This is a genomic window from Kitasatospora sp. NPDC101155 (genome assembly GCF_044768305.1).
Lineage (GTDB): Bacteria > Actinomycetota > Actinomycetes > Streptomycetales > Streptomycetaceae > Kitasatospora.
The window spans coordinates 70,510-87,569 of sequence record NZ_JBIWPN010000013.1; the positions used below are offsets into that span (position 1 = coordinate 70,510).

At 71.9% G+C, this 17,060-nt stretch carries 18 protein-coding genes; 9 read left to right on the plus strand and 9 right to left on the minus strand.

Annotated elements, in window-relative coordinates; all coding sequences use genetic code 11:
- Positions 1–63: 63 nt before the first annotated feature.
- The 4 genes from ACIRYZ_RS20970 to ACIRYZ_RS20985 all read left to right on the plus strand — a co-directional run bounded on the left by ACIRYZ_RS20970 (position 64) and on the right by ACIRYZ_RS20985 (position 2,473).
- Positions 64–417, plus strand: a complete 354-nt coding sequence (locus ACIRYZ_RS20970; RefSeq protein ID WP_393034565.1) for a cytidine deaminase — start codon at positions 64–66, stop codon at positions 415–417.
- 66 nt (positions 418–483) lie between these two features.
- On the plus strand, positions 484–666 hold the full coding sequence (locus ACIRYZ_RS20975) for a hypothetical protein (RefSeq protein WP_402946182.1): 183 nt from the start codon (positions 484–486) through the stop codon (positions 664–666).
- A gap of 60 nt (positions 667–726) precedes the next feature.
- Positions 727–1,656 (plus strand): GTPase Era, encoded by a 930-nt coding sequence (era, locus tag ACIRYZ_RS20980; protein WP_380613746.1) that lies wholly within the window; start codon positions 727–729, stop codon positions 1,654–1,656.
- Between the two features lie 112 nt (positions 1,657–1,768).
- Positions 1,769–2,473, plus strand: a complete 705-nt coding sequence (locus tag ACIRYZ_RS20985; protein ID WP_402946185.1) for an alpha/beta fold hydrolase — start codon at positions 1,769–1,771, stop codon at positions 2,471–2,473.
- A gap of 18 nt (positions 2,474–2,491) precedes the next feature.
- Here the strand turns inward: ACIRYZ_RS20985 and ACIRYZ_RS20990 are convergent, their stop codons facing one another.
- Positions 2,492–2,758 carry a protealysin inhibitor emfourin gene (locus ACIRYZ_RS20990; protein WP_402946187.1) on the minus strand — a complete coding sequence of 89 codons (267 nt, stop codon included), beginning with the start codon at positions 2,756–2,758 and terminating at the stop codon, positions 2,492–2,494.
- A 135-nt stretch (positions 2,759–2,893) separates the two neighbouring features.
- A complete protein-coding gene (locus ACIRYZ_RS20995; protein ID WP_402946189.1) occupies positions 2,894–3,916 on the minus strand; it encodes a M4 family metallopeptidase in 1,023 nt (340 codons plus the stop codon).
- 334 nt (positions 3,917–4,250) lie between these two features.
- Here ACIRYZ_RS20995 and leuA point away from each other — a divergent pair, with 334 nt between their 5' ends.
- The 4 genes from leuA (at position 4,251) to ACIRYZ_RS21015 (ending at position 8,727) form a co-directional block, all read left to right on the plus strand.
- Positions 4,251–6,047: a 2-isopropylmalate synthase gene (gene leuA, locus ACIRYZ_RS21000; protein WP_402946191.1), complete on the plus strand. Its 1,797-nt coding sequence runs from the start codon at positions 4,251–4,253 to the stop codon at positions 6,045–6,047.
- A 239-nt stretch (positions 6,048–6,286) separates the two neighbouring features.
- The gene (locus ACIRYZ_RS21005; protein WP_402946193.1) at positions 6,287–6,958 is read left to right on the plus strand and encodes a TerB family tellurite resistance protein; all 672 of its coding nucleotides are present in this window, start codon (positions 6,287–6,289) and stop codon (positions 6,956–6,958) included.
- A 178-nt stretch (positions 6,959–7,136) separates the two neighbouring features.
- Positions 7,137–7,883 (plus strand): DNA repair protein RecO, encoded by a 747-nt coding sequence (recO, locus tag ACIRYZ_RS21010; RefSeq protein WP_393034549.1) that lies wholly within the window; start codon positions 7,137–7,139, stop codon positions 7,881–7,883.
- A gap of 4 nt (positions 7,884–7,887) precedes the next feature.
- Positions 7,888–8,727, plus strand: coding sequence for an isoprenyl transferase (locus ACIRYZ_RS21015; protein WP_402946195.1), 840 nt, complete (start codon positions 7,888–7,890; stop codon positions 8,725–8,727).
- An 88-nt stretch (positions 8,728–8,815) separates the two neighbouring features.
- Here the strand turns inward: ACIRYZ_RS21015 and ACIRYZ_RS21020 are convergent, their stop codons facing one another.
- Genes ACIRYZ_RS21020 through ACIRYZ_RS21035 form a run of 4 tightly spaced genes read right to left on the minus strand, consistent with a single transcriptional unit; the run spans position 8,816 to position 12,025 of the window.
- A complete protein-coding gene (locus ACIRYZ_RS21020) occupies positions 8,816–9,226 on the minus strand; it encodes a Fur family transcriptional regulator (protein ID WP_380613739.1) in 411 nt (136 codons plus the stop codon).
- Positions 9,227–9,261: 35 nt separating this feature from the next.
- A complete protein-coding gene (locus tag ACIRYZ_RS21025; protein ID WP_402946197.1) occupies positions 9,262–10,272 on the minus strand; it encodes a metal ABC transporter permease in 1,011 nt (336 codons plus the stop codon).
- On the minus strand, positions 10,269–11,033 hold the full coding sequence (locus tag ACIRYZ_RS21030; protein WP_393034540.1) for a metal ABC transporter ATP-binding protein: 765 nt from the start codon (positions 11,031–11,033) through the stop codon (positions 10,269–10,271). Before ACIRYZ_RS21030 ends, ACIRYZ_RS21025 begins: the two co-directional genes overlap by 4 nt.
- Positions 11,034–11,047: 14 nt before the next feature.
- The gene (locus ACIRYZ_RS21035; RefSeq protein ID WP_402946199.1) at positions 11,048–12,025 is read right to left on the minus strand and encodes a metal ABC transporter substrate-binding protein; all 978 of its coding nucleotides are present in this window, start codon (positions 12,023–12,025) and stop codon (positions 11,048–11,050) included.
- Between the two features lie 191 nt (positions 12,026–12,216).
- Here ACIRYZ_RS21035 and ACIRYZ_RS21040 point away from each other — a divergent pair, with 191 nt between their 5' ends.
- Entirely contained in the window at positions 12,217–13,599 is a 1,383-nt protein-coding gene (locus ACIRYZ_RS21040) for a glycine--tRNA ligase (protein ID WP_387624336.1), read from the plus strand.
- Between the two features lie 122 nt (positions 13,600–13,721).
- On the opposite strand, the gene ACIRYZ_RS21045 is transcribed toward ACIRYZ_RS21040, so the two are convergent.
- The 3 genes from ACIRYZ_RS21045 to ACIRYZ_RS21055 all read right to left on the minus strand — a co-directional run bounded on the left by ACIRYZ_RS21045 (position 13,722) and on the right by ACIRYZ_RS21055 (position 17,057).
- A complete protein-coding gene (locus tag ACIRYZ_RS21045; protein WP_402946202.1) occupies positions 13,722–14,810 on the minus strand; it encodes a hypothetical protein in 1,089 nt (362 codons plus the stop codon).
- A 220-nt stretch (positions 14,811–15,030) separates the two neighbouring features.
- On the minus strand, positions 15,031–15,609 hold the full coding sequence (locus ACIRYZ_RS21050; protein WP_402946204.1) for an NADAR family protein: 579 nt from the start codon (positions 15,607–15,609) through the stop codon (positions 15,031–15,033).
- 320 nt (positions 15,610–15,929) lie between these two features.
- Positions 15,930–17,057 (minus strand): threonine aldolase family protein, encoded by a 1,128-nt coding sequence (locus ACIRYZ_RS21055; RefSeq protein WP_402946206.1) that lies wholly within the window; start codon positions 17,055–17,057, stop codon positions 15,930–15,932.
- Between the last annotated feature and the right edge of the window lie 3 nt (positions 17,058–17,060).

Consider the following 17,060-nt stretch of genomic DNA (forward strand, 5'->3'; position numbering starts at 1 on the left):
TCGGGGCGGGGGATCGCCCGATCGCCTGCTCGCCCGTTCGGGGCGCGGCCTATGCTCGGCGGCATGAGTGACATCGTCGAGCTCGACCCCGAAGACAAGAAGATCATCACCCTGGCCCGCTCGGCCCGCGCCCGCAACGGCGTGGCCGAGGGGGCCGCGGTGCGTGACGAGACCGGCCGTACCTACGTGGCCGGGACGGTCGCGCTGGAGTCGCTGAAGCTGAGCGCCCTGCAGACGGCGGTGGCGATGGCGGTGGCCAGCGGCGCGAAGTCGCTGGAGGCGGCCGCCGTGGTGAGCGAGGCCGAGCAGCCGGCCGAGGCCGACCTGGCCGCCGTACGGGACCTGGGCGGGGCCGGGACGCCGGTGCTGCTGGCCGGGCCGGACGGGACGCTGCGGGTGTCGGCCGAGGCCCGCTGAGGCCCCTCGGCAGCTCGCACCGTGGGCGCTGCCCTCATGTGCTCAGCCGATAATCTCACCAGGGGAGTGAACTCGGTGAGGGGCTGGGGCATGGGGGCGTTGGCGTTCATCGCCGGACTGCTGCTGTTCGTGATGGGGATGGGCAAGTGGCAGGAGACCGACTCGCCGGCCTGGCTCTGGGGCTCGATCGGCTTCCTGGTGCTGCTGGTGGTGTTCTCGCTGATCGGGCGGGGCGACAAGAAGGGCTGAGCGCGGGGTGAGGACCGGCCCTGGACGGCGCGGCTCCGGTGATCAGGGAGAATGGAGCCCATGAATGCCCCTTCCTCCTCGTACCGCTCCGGGTTCGCGTGCTTCGTCGGCCGCCCCAACGCGGGCAAGTCGACCCTGACCAACGCCCTGGTGGGGACGAAGGTCGCGATCACCTCCGACCGCCCGCAGACCACCCGGCACACCGTGCGCGGCATCGTGCACCGCCCGGACGCCCAGCTCGTGCTGGTCGACACCCCCGGTCTGCACAAGCCGCGCACCCTGCTCGGCGAACGCCTCAACGACCTGGTCCGCACCACCTGGGCCGAGGTCGACGTGATCGGCTTCTGCCTGCCCGCCGACCAGAAGATCGGCCCCGGCGACAAGTTCATCGCCAAGGAGATCGCCGGGATCAAGAAGACCCCGAAGGTCGCCATCGTCACCAAGACCGACCTGGTCGACTCCAAGCGCCTGGCCGAGCAGCTCATCGCGGTCCACCAGCTCGGCATCGAGCTGGGCTTCGAGTGGGCCGAGATCATCCCGGTCTCCGCGGTCGGCGACAAGCAGGTCGAGCTGGCCGCCGACCTGCTCACCAAGCTGCTGCCGGAGGGCGACCAGCTCTACCCGGAGGGCGACCTCACCGACGAGCCCGAGCAGATCATGGTCGCCGAGCTGATCCGCGAGGCCGCCCTGGAGGGCGTGCGGGACGAACTGCCGCACTCGCTGGCCGTCGTGGTCGAGGAGATGCTGCCGCGCGAGGGCCGCCCGGCGGACCGCCCTCTGCTGGACATCCACGCCAACGTCTACATCGAGCGGCAGAGCCAGAAGGCGATCGTGATCGGCGCCAAGGGCTCCCGGCTCAAGCACGTCGGCAGCACCGCCCGCAAGCACATCGAGGCGCTGCTCGGCACGCCGGTCTACCTGGACCTGCACGTCAAGGTGGCCAAGGACTGGCAGCGCGACCCCAAGCAGCTGCGCAAGCTCGGCTTCTGACAGGGGAGTTCGGCGCGAACGGGAAGATCGAAGGCCCGTCCGGACGTTGTGCGTCCGGGCGGGCCTTCGCCGTTGCCGGTCCGATACGAAGCGTCAGAATGGGGACAGCGCAATGAAGTTGCACACCCACGAGTGGGGCGGCGGGGACCGGACGGCCGTGCTGGTGCACGGCATGACCTCCGACCACCGCAGCTGGCTGCGGCTCGGCCCGGAGCTGGCCGGGCGGGGCTACCGGGTGCTCGCCGTCGACCTGCGCGGGCACGGGCTGAGCCCGCGCGGCACCGGGGCGAGCCCGGCGGAGCGCTACCCGCTGGAGGCCTACGCCGAGGACCTGCTGGAGACCCTGCCGGCCGGGCCGGAGCTGGCGATCGGCCACTCGCTGGGCGGGATCGCCCTGGTCGGCGCGGTCGAGCGGCTGAAGCCGGCCCGCGCGGTGTACGTGGACCCGGGCTGGCGGCTCTGGCAGGCGGGGTTGGACCCGAAGGAGTGGGTGGCGGAGAAGCAGGTCACCCGGGAGTGGATCGTCGCGCGGAATCCGCGCTGGGAGGCCGCCGACGTCGAGGCCAAACTCGCCGGCCTGGCCCACTGGGACCCGGACACGGCGCTGGCTCTGGTCGACCAGCGGTCGGACCTGCCCGCCACCCCCGCGGTGCCCTCGCTGGTGGTGCTGGCGGACGGCAGCGTCCTGGTGGGCGCCGAGCAGGCCGGGACGCTGCGCGCCCGCGGCTTCGAGGTGCGGACCGTCCCCGGCGCCGGGCACAACCCCCACCGGGACGACCACGAGGGCTTCCTGGCCGCGCTGGACGGCTGGCTCTGAGCGGCCCTGCCGCTGGTGCTACGCCCCCTCGCGCAGCACCAGCGACACCAGCTCGCGCTGCGAGTCGGTGAGCTTGGGGTCGGCGCAGTACACCGTCCGGTTGTCGACGGTGATCTCGTAGTGGAAGCCGTCCGGCACCCCGTACGAGGGGGCGCGCAGGCCGCCCGCGACGGCCTCGCGGGCGAGCGCGTGGACGTGCGGGGCGTCCACGCGCTCGGCGGTGTCGAGCTCCGCGTGGCGGACGATTCCGGCGAGGCCGCCGGTCCGGGTCACCTGGATGCGCATGGTGTCCATGGTGCTACGCAGGGAAGGCTTTTGCGGCACTTTTCCCGGACCGTGACCTTCGGGGCCCGTTCGGCGGGTCCTTGTCGGGTCCGACAAAACCCACCGGACGAGCCCAGGGCCCGTCTCAGCCGTCGGTCAGCCCGAGCTGACCCCCACCTGCGCCCAGGCCGCCGTGACGGTGTCCGCGATCGAGGACTGGTCGGGGTAGCGGGCCTTGGCGGCGGCCACGGTGGCCCGGGCGAAGGCGGTGAAGTCGGCGTCGGTGGGCAGTCGGCGGCCGGTCAGCGCGTCGTACCAGATCCGTCCGGCGCGGTCCCAGGCCTGGCCGCCGAGCGCGGTGGCCAGCAGGTAGAACGCGTGGTTGGGGATGCCGGAGTTGATGTGCACCCCGCCGTTGTCCTCCGAGGTCTGCACGTAGTCCCGCATGTGCGCGGGCTGCGGGTCCTTGCCGAGCCGGGGGTCGTCGTAGGCGGTGCCGGGCGCCTTCATCGAGCGCAGCGCCACGCCCTGGATACCGGGGGCGAGCAGCCCGGCGCCGATCAACCAGTCGGAGTCGGCGGCGTTCTGGCGCAGCGCGTACTGCTTGACCAGCGAGCCGAAGACGTCGGAGACCGACTCGTTCAGCGCGCCGGGCTGGTCCTGGTACTCCAGGCCGGCGGTGAACTGGGTGACACCGTGGGTGAGTTCGTGGCCGATGACGTCGACACAGGCGGTGAAGTCGCCGAAGATCTCGCCGTCGCCGTCGCCGAAGACCATCCGCTGGCCGTTCCAGAAGGCGTTGTCGTAGTTCTGGCCGTAGTGCACGCTGGCGTCCAGGCGCAGCCCCTGGCCGTCGATCGAGTCGCGGCCGAAGACGTCGGAGTACAGCGCGAAGGTGTCGCCGAGGCCGTCGTAGGCGTGGTCGACGGAGGTGTCGGTGACCGGGGCCTGGCCCTCGGTGCGGACGGTGCGGCCGGGCAGCCGCTGGCTGTGGCCGGAGTCGGCGATCACCCGGTCGAGGCCCGGGGCGGCGGCGACCGGCGGGGGAGGGCTCAGGCGGGCCGCGCGGTGCGCGGTGTCGAGGGCGAGGGAGTGGACGGCGGGCTCGTGACCGGCCTCGGCGAGGCGGTCCAGGACGTACGGCGGGACGATCGCGCAGATCGGTACCGATGCGGTCATGTGGCCCAGGGTGAGGCCTCGATGACCGGTTGTCACCATCTTTGGCATGACCGGTCGGCGTCTCAAGGAGTGGAACGGGAGCCCGGATCACTTCGGGGGCGCGCGGCCCTGGGTTACGCTGGGGCATCATGCGCAACGGACTGCTTCTTCTTAGCTGCCGCGTCGAGGGCCTGTAGTCCACGGGGGCCGGCTCCCTCGCCGCGGGGAACGAGCTGTGCGCGGAAACGGCGATCCGATGACGAATCGCGAGCGGCAGCAGAGGCCGGCCAGTCGGTGTTGATCCCTCCCGACCCGCCCCGCACCACGCATCCACAGGAAGCCGAGAGTCACCTCCATGACCGAGCAGAGCTCCGCCGCGTCCGTCCCCGCCGCTCCCGCCTTCGTCGACCGGCCCACGCCGATCACCGCCGCCTCCGTGCGCCAGCGGCCCTCGGGCATGCGCCACAGGCGTTACCTGCCGTTCGGCACCGTCGACCTGGCGGACCGCAGCTGGCCGAGCAAGGTGATCACCAAGGCGCCGCGCTGGCTCTCCACCGACCTGCGGGACGGCAACCAGGCGCTGATCGACCCGATGTCCCCGGCCCGCAAGCGCAAGATGTTCGACCTGCTGGTGCGGATGGGCTACAAGGAGATCGAGGTCGGCTTCCCGTCCTCCGGCGCCACCGACCACGCCTTCGTGCGGTCGCTGATCGAGGAGGGGGCGATCCCGGAGGACGTCACCATCTCGGTGCTGACCCAGGCCCGCGAGGAGCTGATCGAGAAGACCGTGGAGTCGCTGGTCGGCGCCCCGCGGGCGACCGTTCACCTGTACAACGCGACCGCGCCGCTGTTCCGCCGGGTGGTGTTCCGCAACGACAGGGCGGCCACCAAGGCGATCGCCGTCGACGGCACCCGGCTGGTGATGGAGTACGCGGAGAAGCTGCTGGGCGACGACACCGTCTTCGGCTACCAGTACTCGCCGGAGATCTTCGTGGACACCGAGCTGGACTTCGCGCTGGAGGTCTGCGAGGCGGTGATGGACATCTGGCAGCCGGGCGAGGGCCGCGAGATCATCCTGAACCTGCCGGCCACCATCGAGCGGGCCACCCCGAACGTGCAGGCCGACCAGTTCGAGTGGATGTCGCGCAACCTGTCCCGCCGCGAGTTCGTCTGCCTGTCGGTGCACCCGCACAACGACCGGGGTACCGCCGTCGCCTCCGCCGAGCTGGCCTACATGGCGGGTGCGGACCGGATCGAGGGCTGTCTGTTCGGGCAGGGCGAGCGGACCGGCAACGTCGACCTGGTGACGCTGGGGATGAACCTGTTCTCGCAGGGCATCGACCCGCAGATCGACTTCTCCGACATCGACGAGGTGCGCCGCACCGCGGAGTACTGCAACCAGATGGAGGTGCACCCGCGCCACCCGTACGCCGGTGACCTGGTGTACACCTCCTTCTCCGGCTCGCACCAGGACGCCATCAAGAAGGGCTTCGACGCCCTGGAGGCGGACGCCAGGGCGGCCGGGGTGCCGGTGGAGGAGCACACCTGGGGCGTGCCGTACCTGCCGATCGACCCGAAGGACGTCGGCCGCACCTACGAGGCGGTCATCCGGGTCAACAGCCAGTCCGGCAAGGGTGGCGTGGCGTACGTCCTGAAGAACGACCACAAGCTGGACCTGCCGCGCCGGATGCAGATCGAGTTCTCCCGGATCATCCAGGCCAAGACCGACGCCGAGGGCGGCGAGGTCACCCCGGCCGAGATCTGGCGGGTCTTCGAGGACGAGTACCTGCCGACCCCGGCCAACCCGTGGGGCCGGCTGTCGCTGGCCGGCTCGCGCACCCTGACCACCGAGGACGGCCGGGACGCGCTGACCGCCGAGGCCGTGGTGGACGGCGCGCCGGTGACCCTGAACGGCACCGGCAACGGCCCGGTCTCGGCCTTCGCGGACGCGCTGGCCCGGATCGGCGTGGACGTACGCGTGCTGGACTACGCCGAGCACGCGCTGAGCGAGGGCGGCGACGCCCAGGCGGCCGCGTACGTGGAGTGCGCGGTGGACGGCAAGGTGCTGTGGGGCGTGGGCATCGACGGCAACACCGTGCTGGCCTCGCTGAAGGCGATGATCAGCGCTGTCAACCGCTCGCGGCGTGGTTAATTCGTACGGGTGGTATGCGAAGGGCCGTCCCGCGGGGCGGCCCTTCGCCGTTCGAGTCGCCCGTTGTGTCCTGCGCCACATTTTTTCGGACCGGAAGCCGTTCGAGGTACTGACACGTGCCGGTAACCATGGCAACATCGATCCACCGGAAAGCCGGGTCGGTGGGACGGCCTCGGTGTCCGGTCGCGTGACCTGCCCATAGTTGTGCAGGCCGCCTGCCATGTCTGGGGAGTGGCGCCGTGACCAGGTTGTGGGGTGTTCGCCCGCGGTGGCGGACTGACGTTCTCGGTGACTTCTTCTGTCCGGGCTGCGGCGGGGACCGCAACTACCGTCGGCAGCACGGTCGGCGGTGGCTGCGGCTGCTGGGGGCCCCGGTGGTCCCGCTCGGGCCGGTGATCGGCAGCGTGCAGTGCACCAGCTGCCACGGTCGGTACGGTGTCGAGGCCCTGGAGCAGCCCACCAGCGTGCGCCTCGGCGGGATGCTGCGGGACGGCCAGTACACCGTCGCGCTGGCCCTGCTCGCGGCCGGCGGCACCGCCCACCGGGCGGCCCGCGAGGCCGCCTGCGCGGCGGTGCGCGAGGCCGGGTTCGAGGACTGCGGCGAGGCCCAGGTGCTGGCCGCGCTCGCCGCGCTGTCCGGGCTCGGCGGCGAACTCTACGACGCCCACGGGATGGCCGGCGGCCTCGCCGTGGAACTGCACGCGGTGCTCGAACCGCTCGCCCCGCACCTGGCCCAGCAGGGCCGTGAGCGGCTGTTGCTGCAGGGCGCCGCGATCGCCCTGGCCGACGGGCGCTACCTGCCGCAGGAGCGGGAGGCGCTGGCCGCGGTCGGGCGCTGCCTGGACCTGCCGCAGTCCGTGGTCACGGGGCTGCTGGAGGCGGCGACCCGGGCGCCGTACGAGAACCTGTAGGGCCTGCCGGCCCCCTTCGAGAAGACCTTCCGTATCCCCCACAAACGGGCCCGACCCCCCTCCGGGCCCGCCGTGACCCGCACCGTAGTGGTCCTCCCCCACGGCCCCGGTGCGGGCAACACGGCTGCCCGGCCCCGGGCGCCCCGGCCGCCCCCGCGGCTGGGGGAGAATGGACCGCATGAGTCTTTTCCGGGACGACGGCGTCGTGTTGCGGGCGCAGAAGCTCGGCGAGGCCGATCGGATCATCACCCTGCTGACCCGCCAGCACGGCAAGGTGCGGGCGGTGGCGCGCGGGGTGCGCAAGACCAAGTCCAAGTTCGGCGCCCGCCTGGAGCCGTTCTCGCACGTGGACGTGCAGTTCTTCAGCCGGGGGAGCGAACTGGTCGGGCGCGGGCTGCCGCTGTGCACCCAGGTGGAGACCATCGCCCCGTACGGCGGTTCGATCGTCACCGACTACGGCCGCTACACCGCCGGCACGGCGATGCTGGAGACGGCCGAGCGCTTCGCCGAGAACGAGGGCGAGCCGGCGGTGCAGCAGTACCTGCTGCTGGTGGGCGGGCTGCGCACGCTGGCGGCCGGGCTGCACGAGTCGCACCTGGTGATGGACGCCTTCCTGCTGCGCTCGCTCGCGGTCAACGGGTACGGCGCGAGCTTCACGGACTGCGCCAAGTGCGGCCTGGAGGGGCCGAACCGTTTCTTCTCGCTCCAAGCGGGCGGGGTGCTCTGCCCGGACTGCCGAGTGCCCGGATGTGCCGTACCCTCCCCTGAGACACTGGTACTGCTCGGGGCACTGTTGTCAGGGGACTGGCAGACGGCCGACGCCTGCGAGCCGCGGTACTGGCGGGAGGGCAGCGGCCTGGTCGCGGCCTATCTGCAGTGGCACCTGGAGCGGGGCATCCGCTCGATGAGATACGTGGAGAAGTGAGCACATGGCAGCGCGACGGCTCTTCGGCGGCGGCAAGCAGCGGGACTACGTTCCCCCGACCCCGCACCCCAGCGGCGCACAGCCCCCGAAGCTCCCCGGCGAGCTGGTCCCGAACCACGTCGCCATCGTGATGGACGGCAACGGCCGTTGGGCCAAGGAGCGCGGGCTGCCCCGCACCGAGGGCCACAAGATCGGCGAGTCGGTCGTGCTGGACGTTCTCAAGGGCGCGATCGAGCTCGGCGTCAAGAACATCTCGCTGTACGCGTTCTCCACCGAGAACTGGAAGCGCTCGCCCGACGAGGTGAAGTTCCTGATGAACTTCAACCGGGACGTCATCCGCCGCCGCCGCGACGAGATGGACGCGATGGGCGTGCGGATCCGCTGGGCCGGCCGGATGCCCAAGCTGTGGAAGAGCGTCGTGCAGGAGCTGCAGGTCGCCGAGGAGCAGACCAAGGGCAACGACGCCGTGACGCTCTACATGTGCGTCAACTACGGTGGCCGGGCCGAACTCGCGGACGCGGCGCAGGCGATCGCGCAGGACGTCGCGGCCGGGAAGCTGGACCCGAAGAAGGTCAACGAGAAGACCCTCGCCAGGTACATGTACCACCCGGACATGCCGGACGTGGACCTGTTCCTGCGCCCCAGCGGTGAGCAGCGCACCTCCAACTTCCTGCTCTGGCAGTCCGCTTACGCCGAGTTCGTGTTCCAGGACGTGCTCTGGCCGGACTTCGACCGCCGCGACCTGTGGCGCGCTTGCGAGCAGTTCGCGATGCGCGACCGCCGCTTCGGCGGGGCGATCCCGAACGAGGTCGCCGGGCCGTCGGGGGTGCCCTCGCAGCGCTGACCGTGCCGGTGTACGGCGAAGGGCCCGCGGGATCGCTCCCGCGGGCCCTTCGCCGTCGTCCGTCCGGGCTGCCCCCGTACGGCTGCCGCTAGTCCTTCTTCGCGCACTCCGCGCAGGTGCCGAAGATCTCCAGGGTGTGCGCGATGTCGCTGAACCCGTGCTCGGCGGCGACCGAGTTGGCCCAGCGCTCCACTGCGGGGCCCTCCACCTCGACGGTGGCGCCGCAGTGCCGGCAGACCAGGTGGTGGTGGTGCCCGCTGCTGCACCGGCGGTAGACGGCCTCGCCGTCGGCGGTGCGCAGCACGTCCACCTCACCGGCGTCGGCGAGCGACTGGAGCGTGCGGTAGACCGTGGTCAGACCGACGGAGTCCCCGCGGTGCTTGAGCAGGTCGTGGAGCTCCTGCGCGCTGCGGAAGTCCGCGATCTCGTCCAGGGCAGCCGAGACGGCGGCACGCTGCCGGGTCGATCGGGCTCGCGGCGACGGGCCTGCGGTGGTCACCGTGGGTCCTCCTGGGGTCGTGGGCGTCTCGCACCTCATTGTGCCAGTCCGGCCCGCCGCTCCGGGGTGCCCGTGTCGGAGGAAGTCTTTCCCGGGATTTGGCCGGGGATTTGGTCAGGGATTCCGTCCGGGACGCGGTCGGCGCCCCGGCCGGGGATCAGGCCGGGGATCCGCTCCGGGATGGCGACGTCGCAGACCGTCGGCCCCCGGTCGGCCTCGCCGCGCCGGCGGTGGCGGCGCCGGGCGAGCGGCGCGGCGATCACGCTGAACACCGCGAAGACCGCGATGGCGAGCAGCACGATGGCCGGGCCGGAGGGCACGTTGAGGTGGTAGGAGCCGGTGACGCCGGCCAGCGAGACCACCACGCCGAGTGCGATGGCGGCGGCCTGGGTGGCGGCGAAGGAACGGGTGAGCTGCTGGGCGGCGACCACCGGGACCACCATCAGCGCGCTGACCAGCAGCAGCCCGACCACCCGCATGGCGACCGTGACGGTGACCGCGGCCATCACCGCGAGCAGCAGGTTGAGGGTGCGCACCGGCAGGCCGGTGACCCGGGCGAAGTCCTCGTCCTGGCAGATCGCGAAGAGCTGGCGGCGCAGGCCGACGGTGACCGCGATGACCACCGCGCCGAGCACCGCGATGGCGGCCAGGTCCTCGGGGGCGACGGTGAGGATCGAGCCCCACAGGTAGCTCTCCAGCGAGCCGGCCCCGGCCTGGGCGGAGAGCGAGACGAGCAGCTTGCCGCAGGCCATGCCGCCGTAGAAGAGCATCGCGAGGGCGATGTCGCCGCGCTGGTTGCCGCGGGAGCGGACCAGCTCCATGGTGACCGCGCCGAGCACGCAGACCAGCACGGCCATCCAGACCGGGCTGGTCTGGAAGATGAAGCCGAGGCCGACGCCGGTCATCGCGACGTGGCCCATGCCGTCGCCCATCAGGGCCTGGCGGCGCTGCACCAGGTAGATGCCGACGGCGGGGGCGGTGATCCCGACCAGCACGGCGGCGAGCAGGGCGCGCTGCATGAAGTCGTAGGAGAGCATCTCGGTCATGCGAGCAGCCTCGGCGGGGTGAGGTCGGCGTGCGGGTGGACGTGGTCGTGGCCGGGCAGGGCGTGCAGGCCGGTGTTGGGCACGGGCGGGCCGTCGTGGGCGACGCAGCCGTCCCGCAGCACCACGGCGCGGTCGATCAGCGGCTCCAGCGGCCCGAGTTCGTGCAGGACGAGGAGGACGGCGGCGCCGCGGGCGACCTCGGCGCGCAGGGTGTCGGCCAGCACCTGCTGGCTGGCGGCGTCCACGCCGGCCATCGGCTCGTCCATGATCAGCAGGTCGGGGGTGCCGACCAGGGCGCGGGCGATCAGCACCCGCTGCTGCTGGCCACCGGACAGGTCGGCCACGCCGTCCCCGGCCCGGTCCAGCATGCCGACGGCGGCCAGCGCGCGGTCCACCGCCTCGCGGTCCTTGCGGCGGAAGGGCAGCAGCCGGTGCTGCGGCAGCCGCCCGGTGGAGACCACCTCGCGCACGGTCGCCGGGACGCCGGAGGCGGCGGTGGTGCGCTGCGGGACGTACCCGATCCGGTGCCAGGCGCGGAAGGAGCCGTACGGGGTGCCGAACAGCTCCAGGGTGCCCTGCTCCAGCGGCACCGAGCCGATCACGGCCTTGACGGTGGTCGACTTGCCGGAGCCGTTGGCGCCGAGCAGGGCGACGACCTCGCCGGGTTGGACGGTGAGGTCGACGCCGCGCAGCACCGGCCGGCCGCCGCGGGCGGCGACGGCGTCACGGAGGCGGACGGCCGGGGGTATCGGGTGGGTCATGGCGCTGCGTCCTGTCAGCTGGTGGCGGCCGGGGTGGTGGCGGGGGCGCCGAGGGCGGCCTGGAGGTTGGCCAGGTTCTGCTTCATGACGGTGAGGTAGTCGTCCTTGGCGGGGTCCTTGACGCCCTCCAGCGGGTCCAGGACGGCGGTCTTGAGGCCGAGGTCCTTGGCGACGGTGTCGGCGAGCTTGGGGCTGACCAGGGTCTCGAAGAAGATCGTGGTGACGCCGTTGTCCTTGGCGGCCTTCTGCACCTCGGCGAGGCGGGCCGGGGTGGGCTCGGACTCCGGGTCGACACCGTTGATGGCGACCTGGGTGAGGCCGTAGTGGTCGGCGAGGTAGCCGAAGGCGGCGTGGCTGGTGACGAAGGTCTTGGTCTTGACGTCCTTCAGCCCGTTCTTGAAGTCCTGGTCCAGGGCCGTGAGCTTGGTGAGCAGCTCGTCGGTGTTCTTCCTGTAGTCCTCGGCGTGCGAGGGGTCGGCCTTGGCGAACCCGTCGCCGACGCTCTTGGCGATCGCGGCGTAGCGGGCCGGGTCGAGCCAGATGTGCGGGTCGCCGGCCGGGCCCTTGGCCTGCTGGCCGCCTTGCTCGGTGCCCTCGTCGAGGTGGTGGTCGACCAGCGGGCTGGCGGCGGTGGCGTCGATCTCGGCCTTGCTGGAGGACTGGTCGACGGCCTGGTCGACGGTGGGCTGCAGGCCCTTGAGGTAGATGATCGCGTCGGCCTTCTGGACGCTCGCGACCTGCTTGGCGGTGAGCTCCAGGTCGTGCGGCTCCACGCCGGGCGCGGTGAGGTCGGTGACCGAGACGTGGTCCTTGCCGATCTGCTGGGCCAGGAACTCCATCGGGTAGAAGGACGCGACGACGTTCAGCTTGCCGTCCGCGCCCTTGGCGCTGCTGCTGCCGCCGCAGGCCGTCAGGACCAGGGAGGCGGTGAGGGCGGTGGCGGCGAGGGCTATGGAGGTGCGGGTCCGGCGTCGAGGCAGTCCGATCATCATGACAATCATTCTCATCTCAATTGGAAATGATTGTCAAATCACTCGGATGGGTGAACGTCAGGTGGCGATGGGTGGGGGGTGGCGGACGATACCGATTTGAACCCCGTACCCATATGGCCGGTAACCTGAGGTATTCGGGTACGTGCAACCAGCCGTGCCCTGACCGTGCCGTACGTACTGAAGAGAGCACTGTGGCCGCCGACAAGATCGACACGATCGTCAGCCTGAGCAAGCGCCGTGGCTTCGTCTACCCCTGCAGCGAGATCTACGGCGGCACGCGTGCCGCCTGGGACTACGGACCGCTGGGTGTCGAGCTCAAGGAGAACATCAAGCGCCAGTGGTGGCGTGCGATGGTCCAGGCCCGTGAGGACGTCGTCGGACTCGACTCGTCGGTCATCCTCGCCCGCGAGGTGTGGGAGGCCTCCGGCCACGTCGCCACCTTCAACGACCCGCTGACCGAGTGCCTCTCCTGCCACAAGCGCCACCGGGCCGACCACCTGGAGGAGAAGTACGAGGCCAAGCACGGCTTCCCGCCGCCGAACGGCCTCAAGGACGTCAACTGCCCCGACTGCGGCACCAAGGGCCAGTTCACCGAGCCCAAGGACTTCTCGGGCATGCTGAAGACCCACCTCGGTGTCACCGAGGAGGCCAGCGGCCTGGCCTTCCTGCGCCCCGAGACCGCCCAGGGCATCTTCACCAACTTCAAGGCCGTCCAGACCACTTCGCGCAAGAAGCCGCCGTTCGGCATCGCCCAGACCGGCAAGAGCTTCCGCAACGAGATCACCCCCGGCAACTTCATCTTCCGCACCCGTGAGTTCGAGCAGATGGAGATGGAGTTCTTCGTCAAGCCGGGCGAGGACGACCAGTGGCACGAGTACTGGCTCCAGCAGCGCTGGGACTGGTACGTCGACCTCGGTCTGCGCACCGAGAACATGCGCTTCTTCGAGCACCCGAAGGAGAAGCTGTCCCACTACGCCAAGCGCACGGTGGACATCGAGTACCGCTTCAACTTCGGTGGTAGCGAGTTCTCCGAGCTGGAGGGCGTCGCCAACCGCACCGACTACGACCTGCGGGTGCACAGCGAGGCCTCCGGCCAGGACCTCAAGTACTACGACCAGGAGAGCGGCGAGCGGTACTTCCCGTACGTCATCGAGCCGGCGGCCGGCCTCAACCGCGCCATGCTGGCCTTCCTGATCGACGCCTACTTCGAGGACGAGGCGCCCAACGCCAAGGGCGTCATGGAGAAGCGCGTCGGCATGCGGCTCGACCCGCGCCTGGCCCCGGTCAAGGTCGCCGTCCTGCCGCTGTCCCGCAACGCCGACCTCTCCCCGAAGGCCCGCGGCCTGGCCGCCGACCTGCGCACCGCCTGGAACGTCGAGTTCGACGACGCCGGCGCGATCGGCAAGCGCTACCGTCGCCAGGACGAGATCGGCACGCCGTTCTGCGTGACGGTCGACTTCGACACCCTTGAGGACAACGCGGTGACCGTCCGCGACCGCGACAGCATGTCGCAGGAGCGCGTGTCGCTCGACCAGGTGAAGGCCTACCTGGGCGCGCGCCTCATCGGCTGCTGAGTCCGGCTTTTCGGGAGCCCCCGTTCGCCCCTGGTGGGGCGGGCGGGGGCTCCCTGCTGTTCGGTGGGGCCGACGGCGGCCCCTGGCGGGCCTCCTCCCCTTGCCGCCGTCCTTCCGCCGTCCTACCGCCGGCCCCAGCGGGAGCGCGGGGCGGTGGGCGGGGCGGTCGGCAGTCCGGCGGTGCGGAGGGCGGCGAGGGTGGTGCGGTGGCGGGTCCCGTCGGCCAGCAGGGCGGCCAGCAGCCGGCCGTAGAGGTCCGGGGTGCCGTCCAGGGCCGCGGCTAGGCGGACCAGTTCGACGGGTGGGCGCAGGGCGGCCAGCTCGTTCAGCAGGAGGGTGGCGAGCGCGGGGGGCAGCTCGGCGGCGAGGGCGGCGAGGTCGGCGGTGGGGCGGCCGGCGGCCTGGCGCAGCAGGGTGCGGACGTCGGCGGGGCGGTCGTGCTGCTGGAGGCAGGCGGCGAGGGAGGTCAGCTCGGAGGTCGGGGCGGAGCCCCACTCCCAGAGCAGGGTCGCGGCGTCGGCGTGCTGCCCGGCCCGCTCCAGTGCGGCGAGGAGGCCGGGGACTGCGGCCGCCGGGTAGGCCCAGAAGGCGTGGAACAGCTCGGCGGCCTCCTCCGCCAGCCCCAGTTCGCGCAGTTCGGCCAGCACGGCGACGGCGTGGTCGGGGGCGCCTCGGGCGGCCGTCCGGGCGAGGTGGAGCGAGGCGCCGGTCGGGCCGCGCTGGGAGAGCATGCCGACCAGCAGGGCGGCGTCGGCGGGGGTGAGGCGGGCGGCGGCCTGGTTCAGCAGTTCCTCGGCCTCGGGGGAGGCGCCGGTGCGGTGGAGGGTGGTGATCCGCTCGGTGATGCCGCCGAGGTCGGGCCGGGTGGGGGGTGGAGGCGGTGGCGGGGCCGGCCTCGGCTGGGGCTCCGGTTCCTCCTGGGAATGCTGCCGTTGTCTGAGACGGAGCTCCAATTCCTCCAGCTGGTCGCTGAGTTGGAGGCAGCGGGCGCCCAGGCCCTCGCGCAGGGTGCGCACCTGGGCGAGTTGCCGCAGCAGGCCCCCGGCCGGGCGGTGGCGGCCCGGGGTCGCGCGTATCGCCTCGTTCAGCCGCCGTTCGCGCTGGCTCGCGTAGCGGCTGGCGCGGAGTAACTCGTCCAGTTCCGCGCGGAGTTCGGCGGCCTGTTGCTCACCCTCCAGCGGCTGGCCTGCGGATTCTTCCGTCGACCGCATGCGCATGATCGCCCCAACCTGTCCATCCAGACCCTGACTGCGGGACATCCTGGCGTCGTTATGTGGCGGGGGAGTTAAGAGCGCACGACCAGTCGTGTCCGAGTGGTGTCAAGGAGCGCGCAGAGGGCGGTCGTTGTGAGAAGTGCGCCGGTCGCACTCCGCAGCGGGGCGGTGGCGGTCGGGACCGCCGCCGTCCCGTCCAGCAGTGGGGCGACCGGCCTCACTGGGCCAGCCGGGCCCGCGCCTCCATCAGCGCGAAGCCGAGCAGGTTCAACCCCCGCCACTCCAGCGGGCGTTCGGCGCGGATGTCGTCCGCGGCGAGCCCGATGCCCCAGATCCGGTCCACCGGGCTGGCCTCGACCAGGACGCGGCCGCCCGTGCCCAGCAGGTAGTCGCGCAGCGCCTCGTCCTGGCTGAACTTCGCGACGTTGCCCTCGACGACCAGCTCGAACCGGCCCGCCGTCCATTCCTGGTCGTCGAAGCCCTTGACCAGCCGGCCCAACTTCTTGGCCTCGGCGGGCGTGCGGGCCTTCAGGACGCGCTGCTCGATGGCCTCGTCCCCGAACATCCGGGCCTTGCCGGCCATCATCCAGTGCTCGGCGGACGCGTACGTCACCCCGTCGACGGTGAACCGCCCGGGCCACCACTGGCTCAGGCACTCCTGGAGCGTCCCGCCGCCCTTGCGCTGGGTGTGCCCCCAGAACATCACCCACTTGGGCCGTGCCCCGGCGGTCATCAGGGCTGCCAGGTCCGCGCGGTTGCGGACGTCGGCAAGGTCCCCCACATGCTGCTTGCTCATATCGTCATTCTGACACGAAGTCCCGGCGGGGCCCACCGGATTTTTGAGTCGGTTCGCCGACGGGCCGGTGCGATGACCGGGGGGACGGAACGGTCGGCGACGCGGGGGACATGGGGGAGGGGTGGTTCGCCGACCCCCGGGGTCGAGGTCGCTCCCGGCCGGAGACGGGCGTCTTCGCGCCCCCGCTCACCCGGCCACCCCGGCCACCCCGGCCGTCGACGGCATGCCGATCCTGGACCCGGCGCCCGTCCCGCCCCGGAGCGGTGAGCGCTGAATCGCCGGTCACGGCGCCCGGCGGCCGGTCGGGCGCCGGGCGCCCATCAGCCGGTCGTGGTCCCCTGCTCGGCGGCTGCGACCAACTTCAGGAAGTGCAGGCCGAGTTCGGTGACCTCCTCGGCCGTCCAGTCCTGCGCCGGGCCGTCGAGGCTCACCTCGGCCATGGCGAGGCCGGGGGCGGCGTCGGTCCACTCCGGGATGAACCAGATCCGTTCCTGCTCGGCGAGGGCGAGGACGGCGGCGTTCAGGGCCTTCGCGGGGTGGGGCAGCCAGAGCTGGAACTCGTGGGTGGGCGGCTCCTCCGGGTGGAGGCGGGCGCCGGGGAGCGCGGCCAGGGCCGGGATGAGGGTCTTGGCGTGGGCGGTGTAGCCGGGCAGCCGGGGGAGCGCGGTGTCCAGGCCGGAGAGCGCGGCGAGGGCGGCGGGCCACTGCTGGGAGAGCTGGCCGCCGTAGCGGTGGCGCCAGGTGCGGGCGTAGGCGGTGAGCGCCTTGTCGCCGACGAGCGCGGCGCCGCTGATGCCGCCGAGGTCCTTGTAGTAGGACACGTAGACGCTGTCGGCGAGGGCGGCGATCTCGTCGAGCCGCTTGCCGAAGTGGGCGGTGGTGTTCCAGAGGCGGGCGCCGTCGAAGTGCACCCGGGCGCCGGTTTCGCGGGCGGCGGCGACCAGTTCGGCCAGTTCGTCCCAGGTGGGGAGAATGAAGCCCGGGTCGCGCAGCGGGAGTTCGACCACCAGGGTGCCGAAGGGCTCACCGAGCGCGTGCAGCTCCTCGGGGGTCGGCTGACGCTGCTCGGTGGTGGGCCAGAGGCCGCGCAGGCCGGTGAGCTGGGTGTGGGCGTGGCGCTCGTGCCGCTCGATGTGGGAGAGCGGGTGGAGCGCGACGGCCCGGTTGTTGAGCTGCTCCGCGTGATAGCGCAGGGCGACCTGCTGGGCCATGGTGCCGGTGGGGAAGAAGACCGCGTCCTCCTTGCCCAGAAGGGCGGCGGTGCGCTCTTCGAGCTCCCGGACCGGACCGCCGTTCCCGTAGAAGTCGGGGTAGAGGTCCGGGTCGACGGCGTCGGCGAGGGCGGTGAGCCGCTCGTGGATGGTGGCGGGGAGGCCGCCGGAGAAGAAGCGTGTGCTGCCTCGGCGGGCCGCGCGCAGACGGTCCCAGTCGATCTGATCATCGGTCATCCG

Coding starts and splice junctions, on each gene's coding strand:
- ACIRYZ_RS20970 (WP_393034565.1), top strand. CDS start 64: ATGAGTGACATCGTCGAGCTCGACCCCGAAGACAAGAAGATCATCACC.
- era (WP_380613746.1), top strand. CDS start 727: ATGAATGCCCCTTCCTCCTCGTACCGCTCCGGGTTCGCGTGCTTCGTC.
- ACIRYZ_RS20985 (WP_402946185.1), top strand. CDS start 1,769: ATGAAGTTGCACACCCACGAGTGGGGCGGCGGGGACCGGACGGCCGTG.
- ACIRYZ_RS20990 (WP_402946187.1), bottom strand. CDS start 2,758: ATGCGCATCCAGGTGACCCGGACCGGCGGCCTCGCCGGAATCGTCCGC.
- ACIRYZ_RS20995 (WP_402946189.1), bottom strand. CDS start 3,916: ATGACCGCATCGGTACCGATCTGCGCGATCGTCCCGCCGTACGTCCTG.
- leuA (WP_402946191.1), top strand. CDS start 4,251: ATGACCGAGCAGAGCTCCGCCGCGTCCGTCCCCGCCGCTCCCGCCTTC.
- recO (WP_393034549.1), top strand. CDS start 7,137: ATGAGTCTTTTCCGGGACGACGGCGTCGTGTTGCGGGCGCAGAAGCTC.
- ACIRYZ_RS21015 (WP_402946195.1), top strand. CDS start 7,888: ATGGCAGCGCGACGGCTCTTCGGCGGCGGCAAGCAGCGGGACTACGTT.
- ACIRYZ_RS21025 (WP_402946197.1), bottom strand. CDS start 10,272: ATGACCGAGATGCTCTCCTACGACTTCATGCAGCGCGCCCTGCTCGCC.
- ACIRYZ_RS21030 (WP_393034540.1), bottom strand. CDS start 11,033: ATGACCCACCCGATACCCCCGGCCGTCCGCCTCCGTGACGCCGTCGCC.
- ACIRYZ_RS21035 (WP_402946199.1), bottom strand. CDS start 12,025: ATGATGATCGGACTGCCTCGACGCCGGACCCGCACCTCCATAGCCCTC.
- ACIRYZ_RS21045 (WP_402946202.1), bottom strand. CDS start 14,810: ATGCGGTCGACGGAAGAATCCGCAGGCCAGCCGCTGGAGGGTGAGCAA.
- ACIRYZ_RS21050 (WP_402946204.1), bottom strand. CDS start 15,609: ATGAGCAAGCAGCATGTGGGGGACCTTGCCGACGTCCGCAACCGCGCG.
- ACIRYZ_RS21055 (WP_402946206.1), bottom strand. CDS start 17,057: ATGACCGATGATCAGATCGACTGGGACCGTCTGCGCGCGGCCCGCCGA.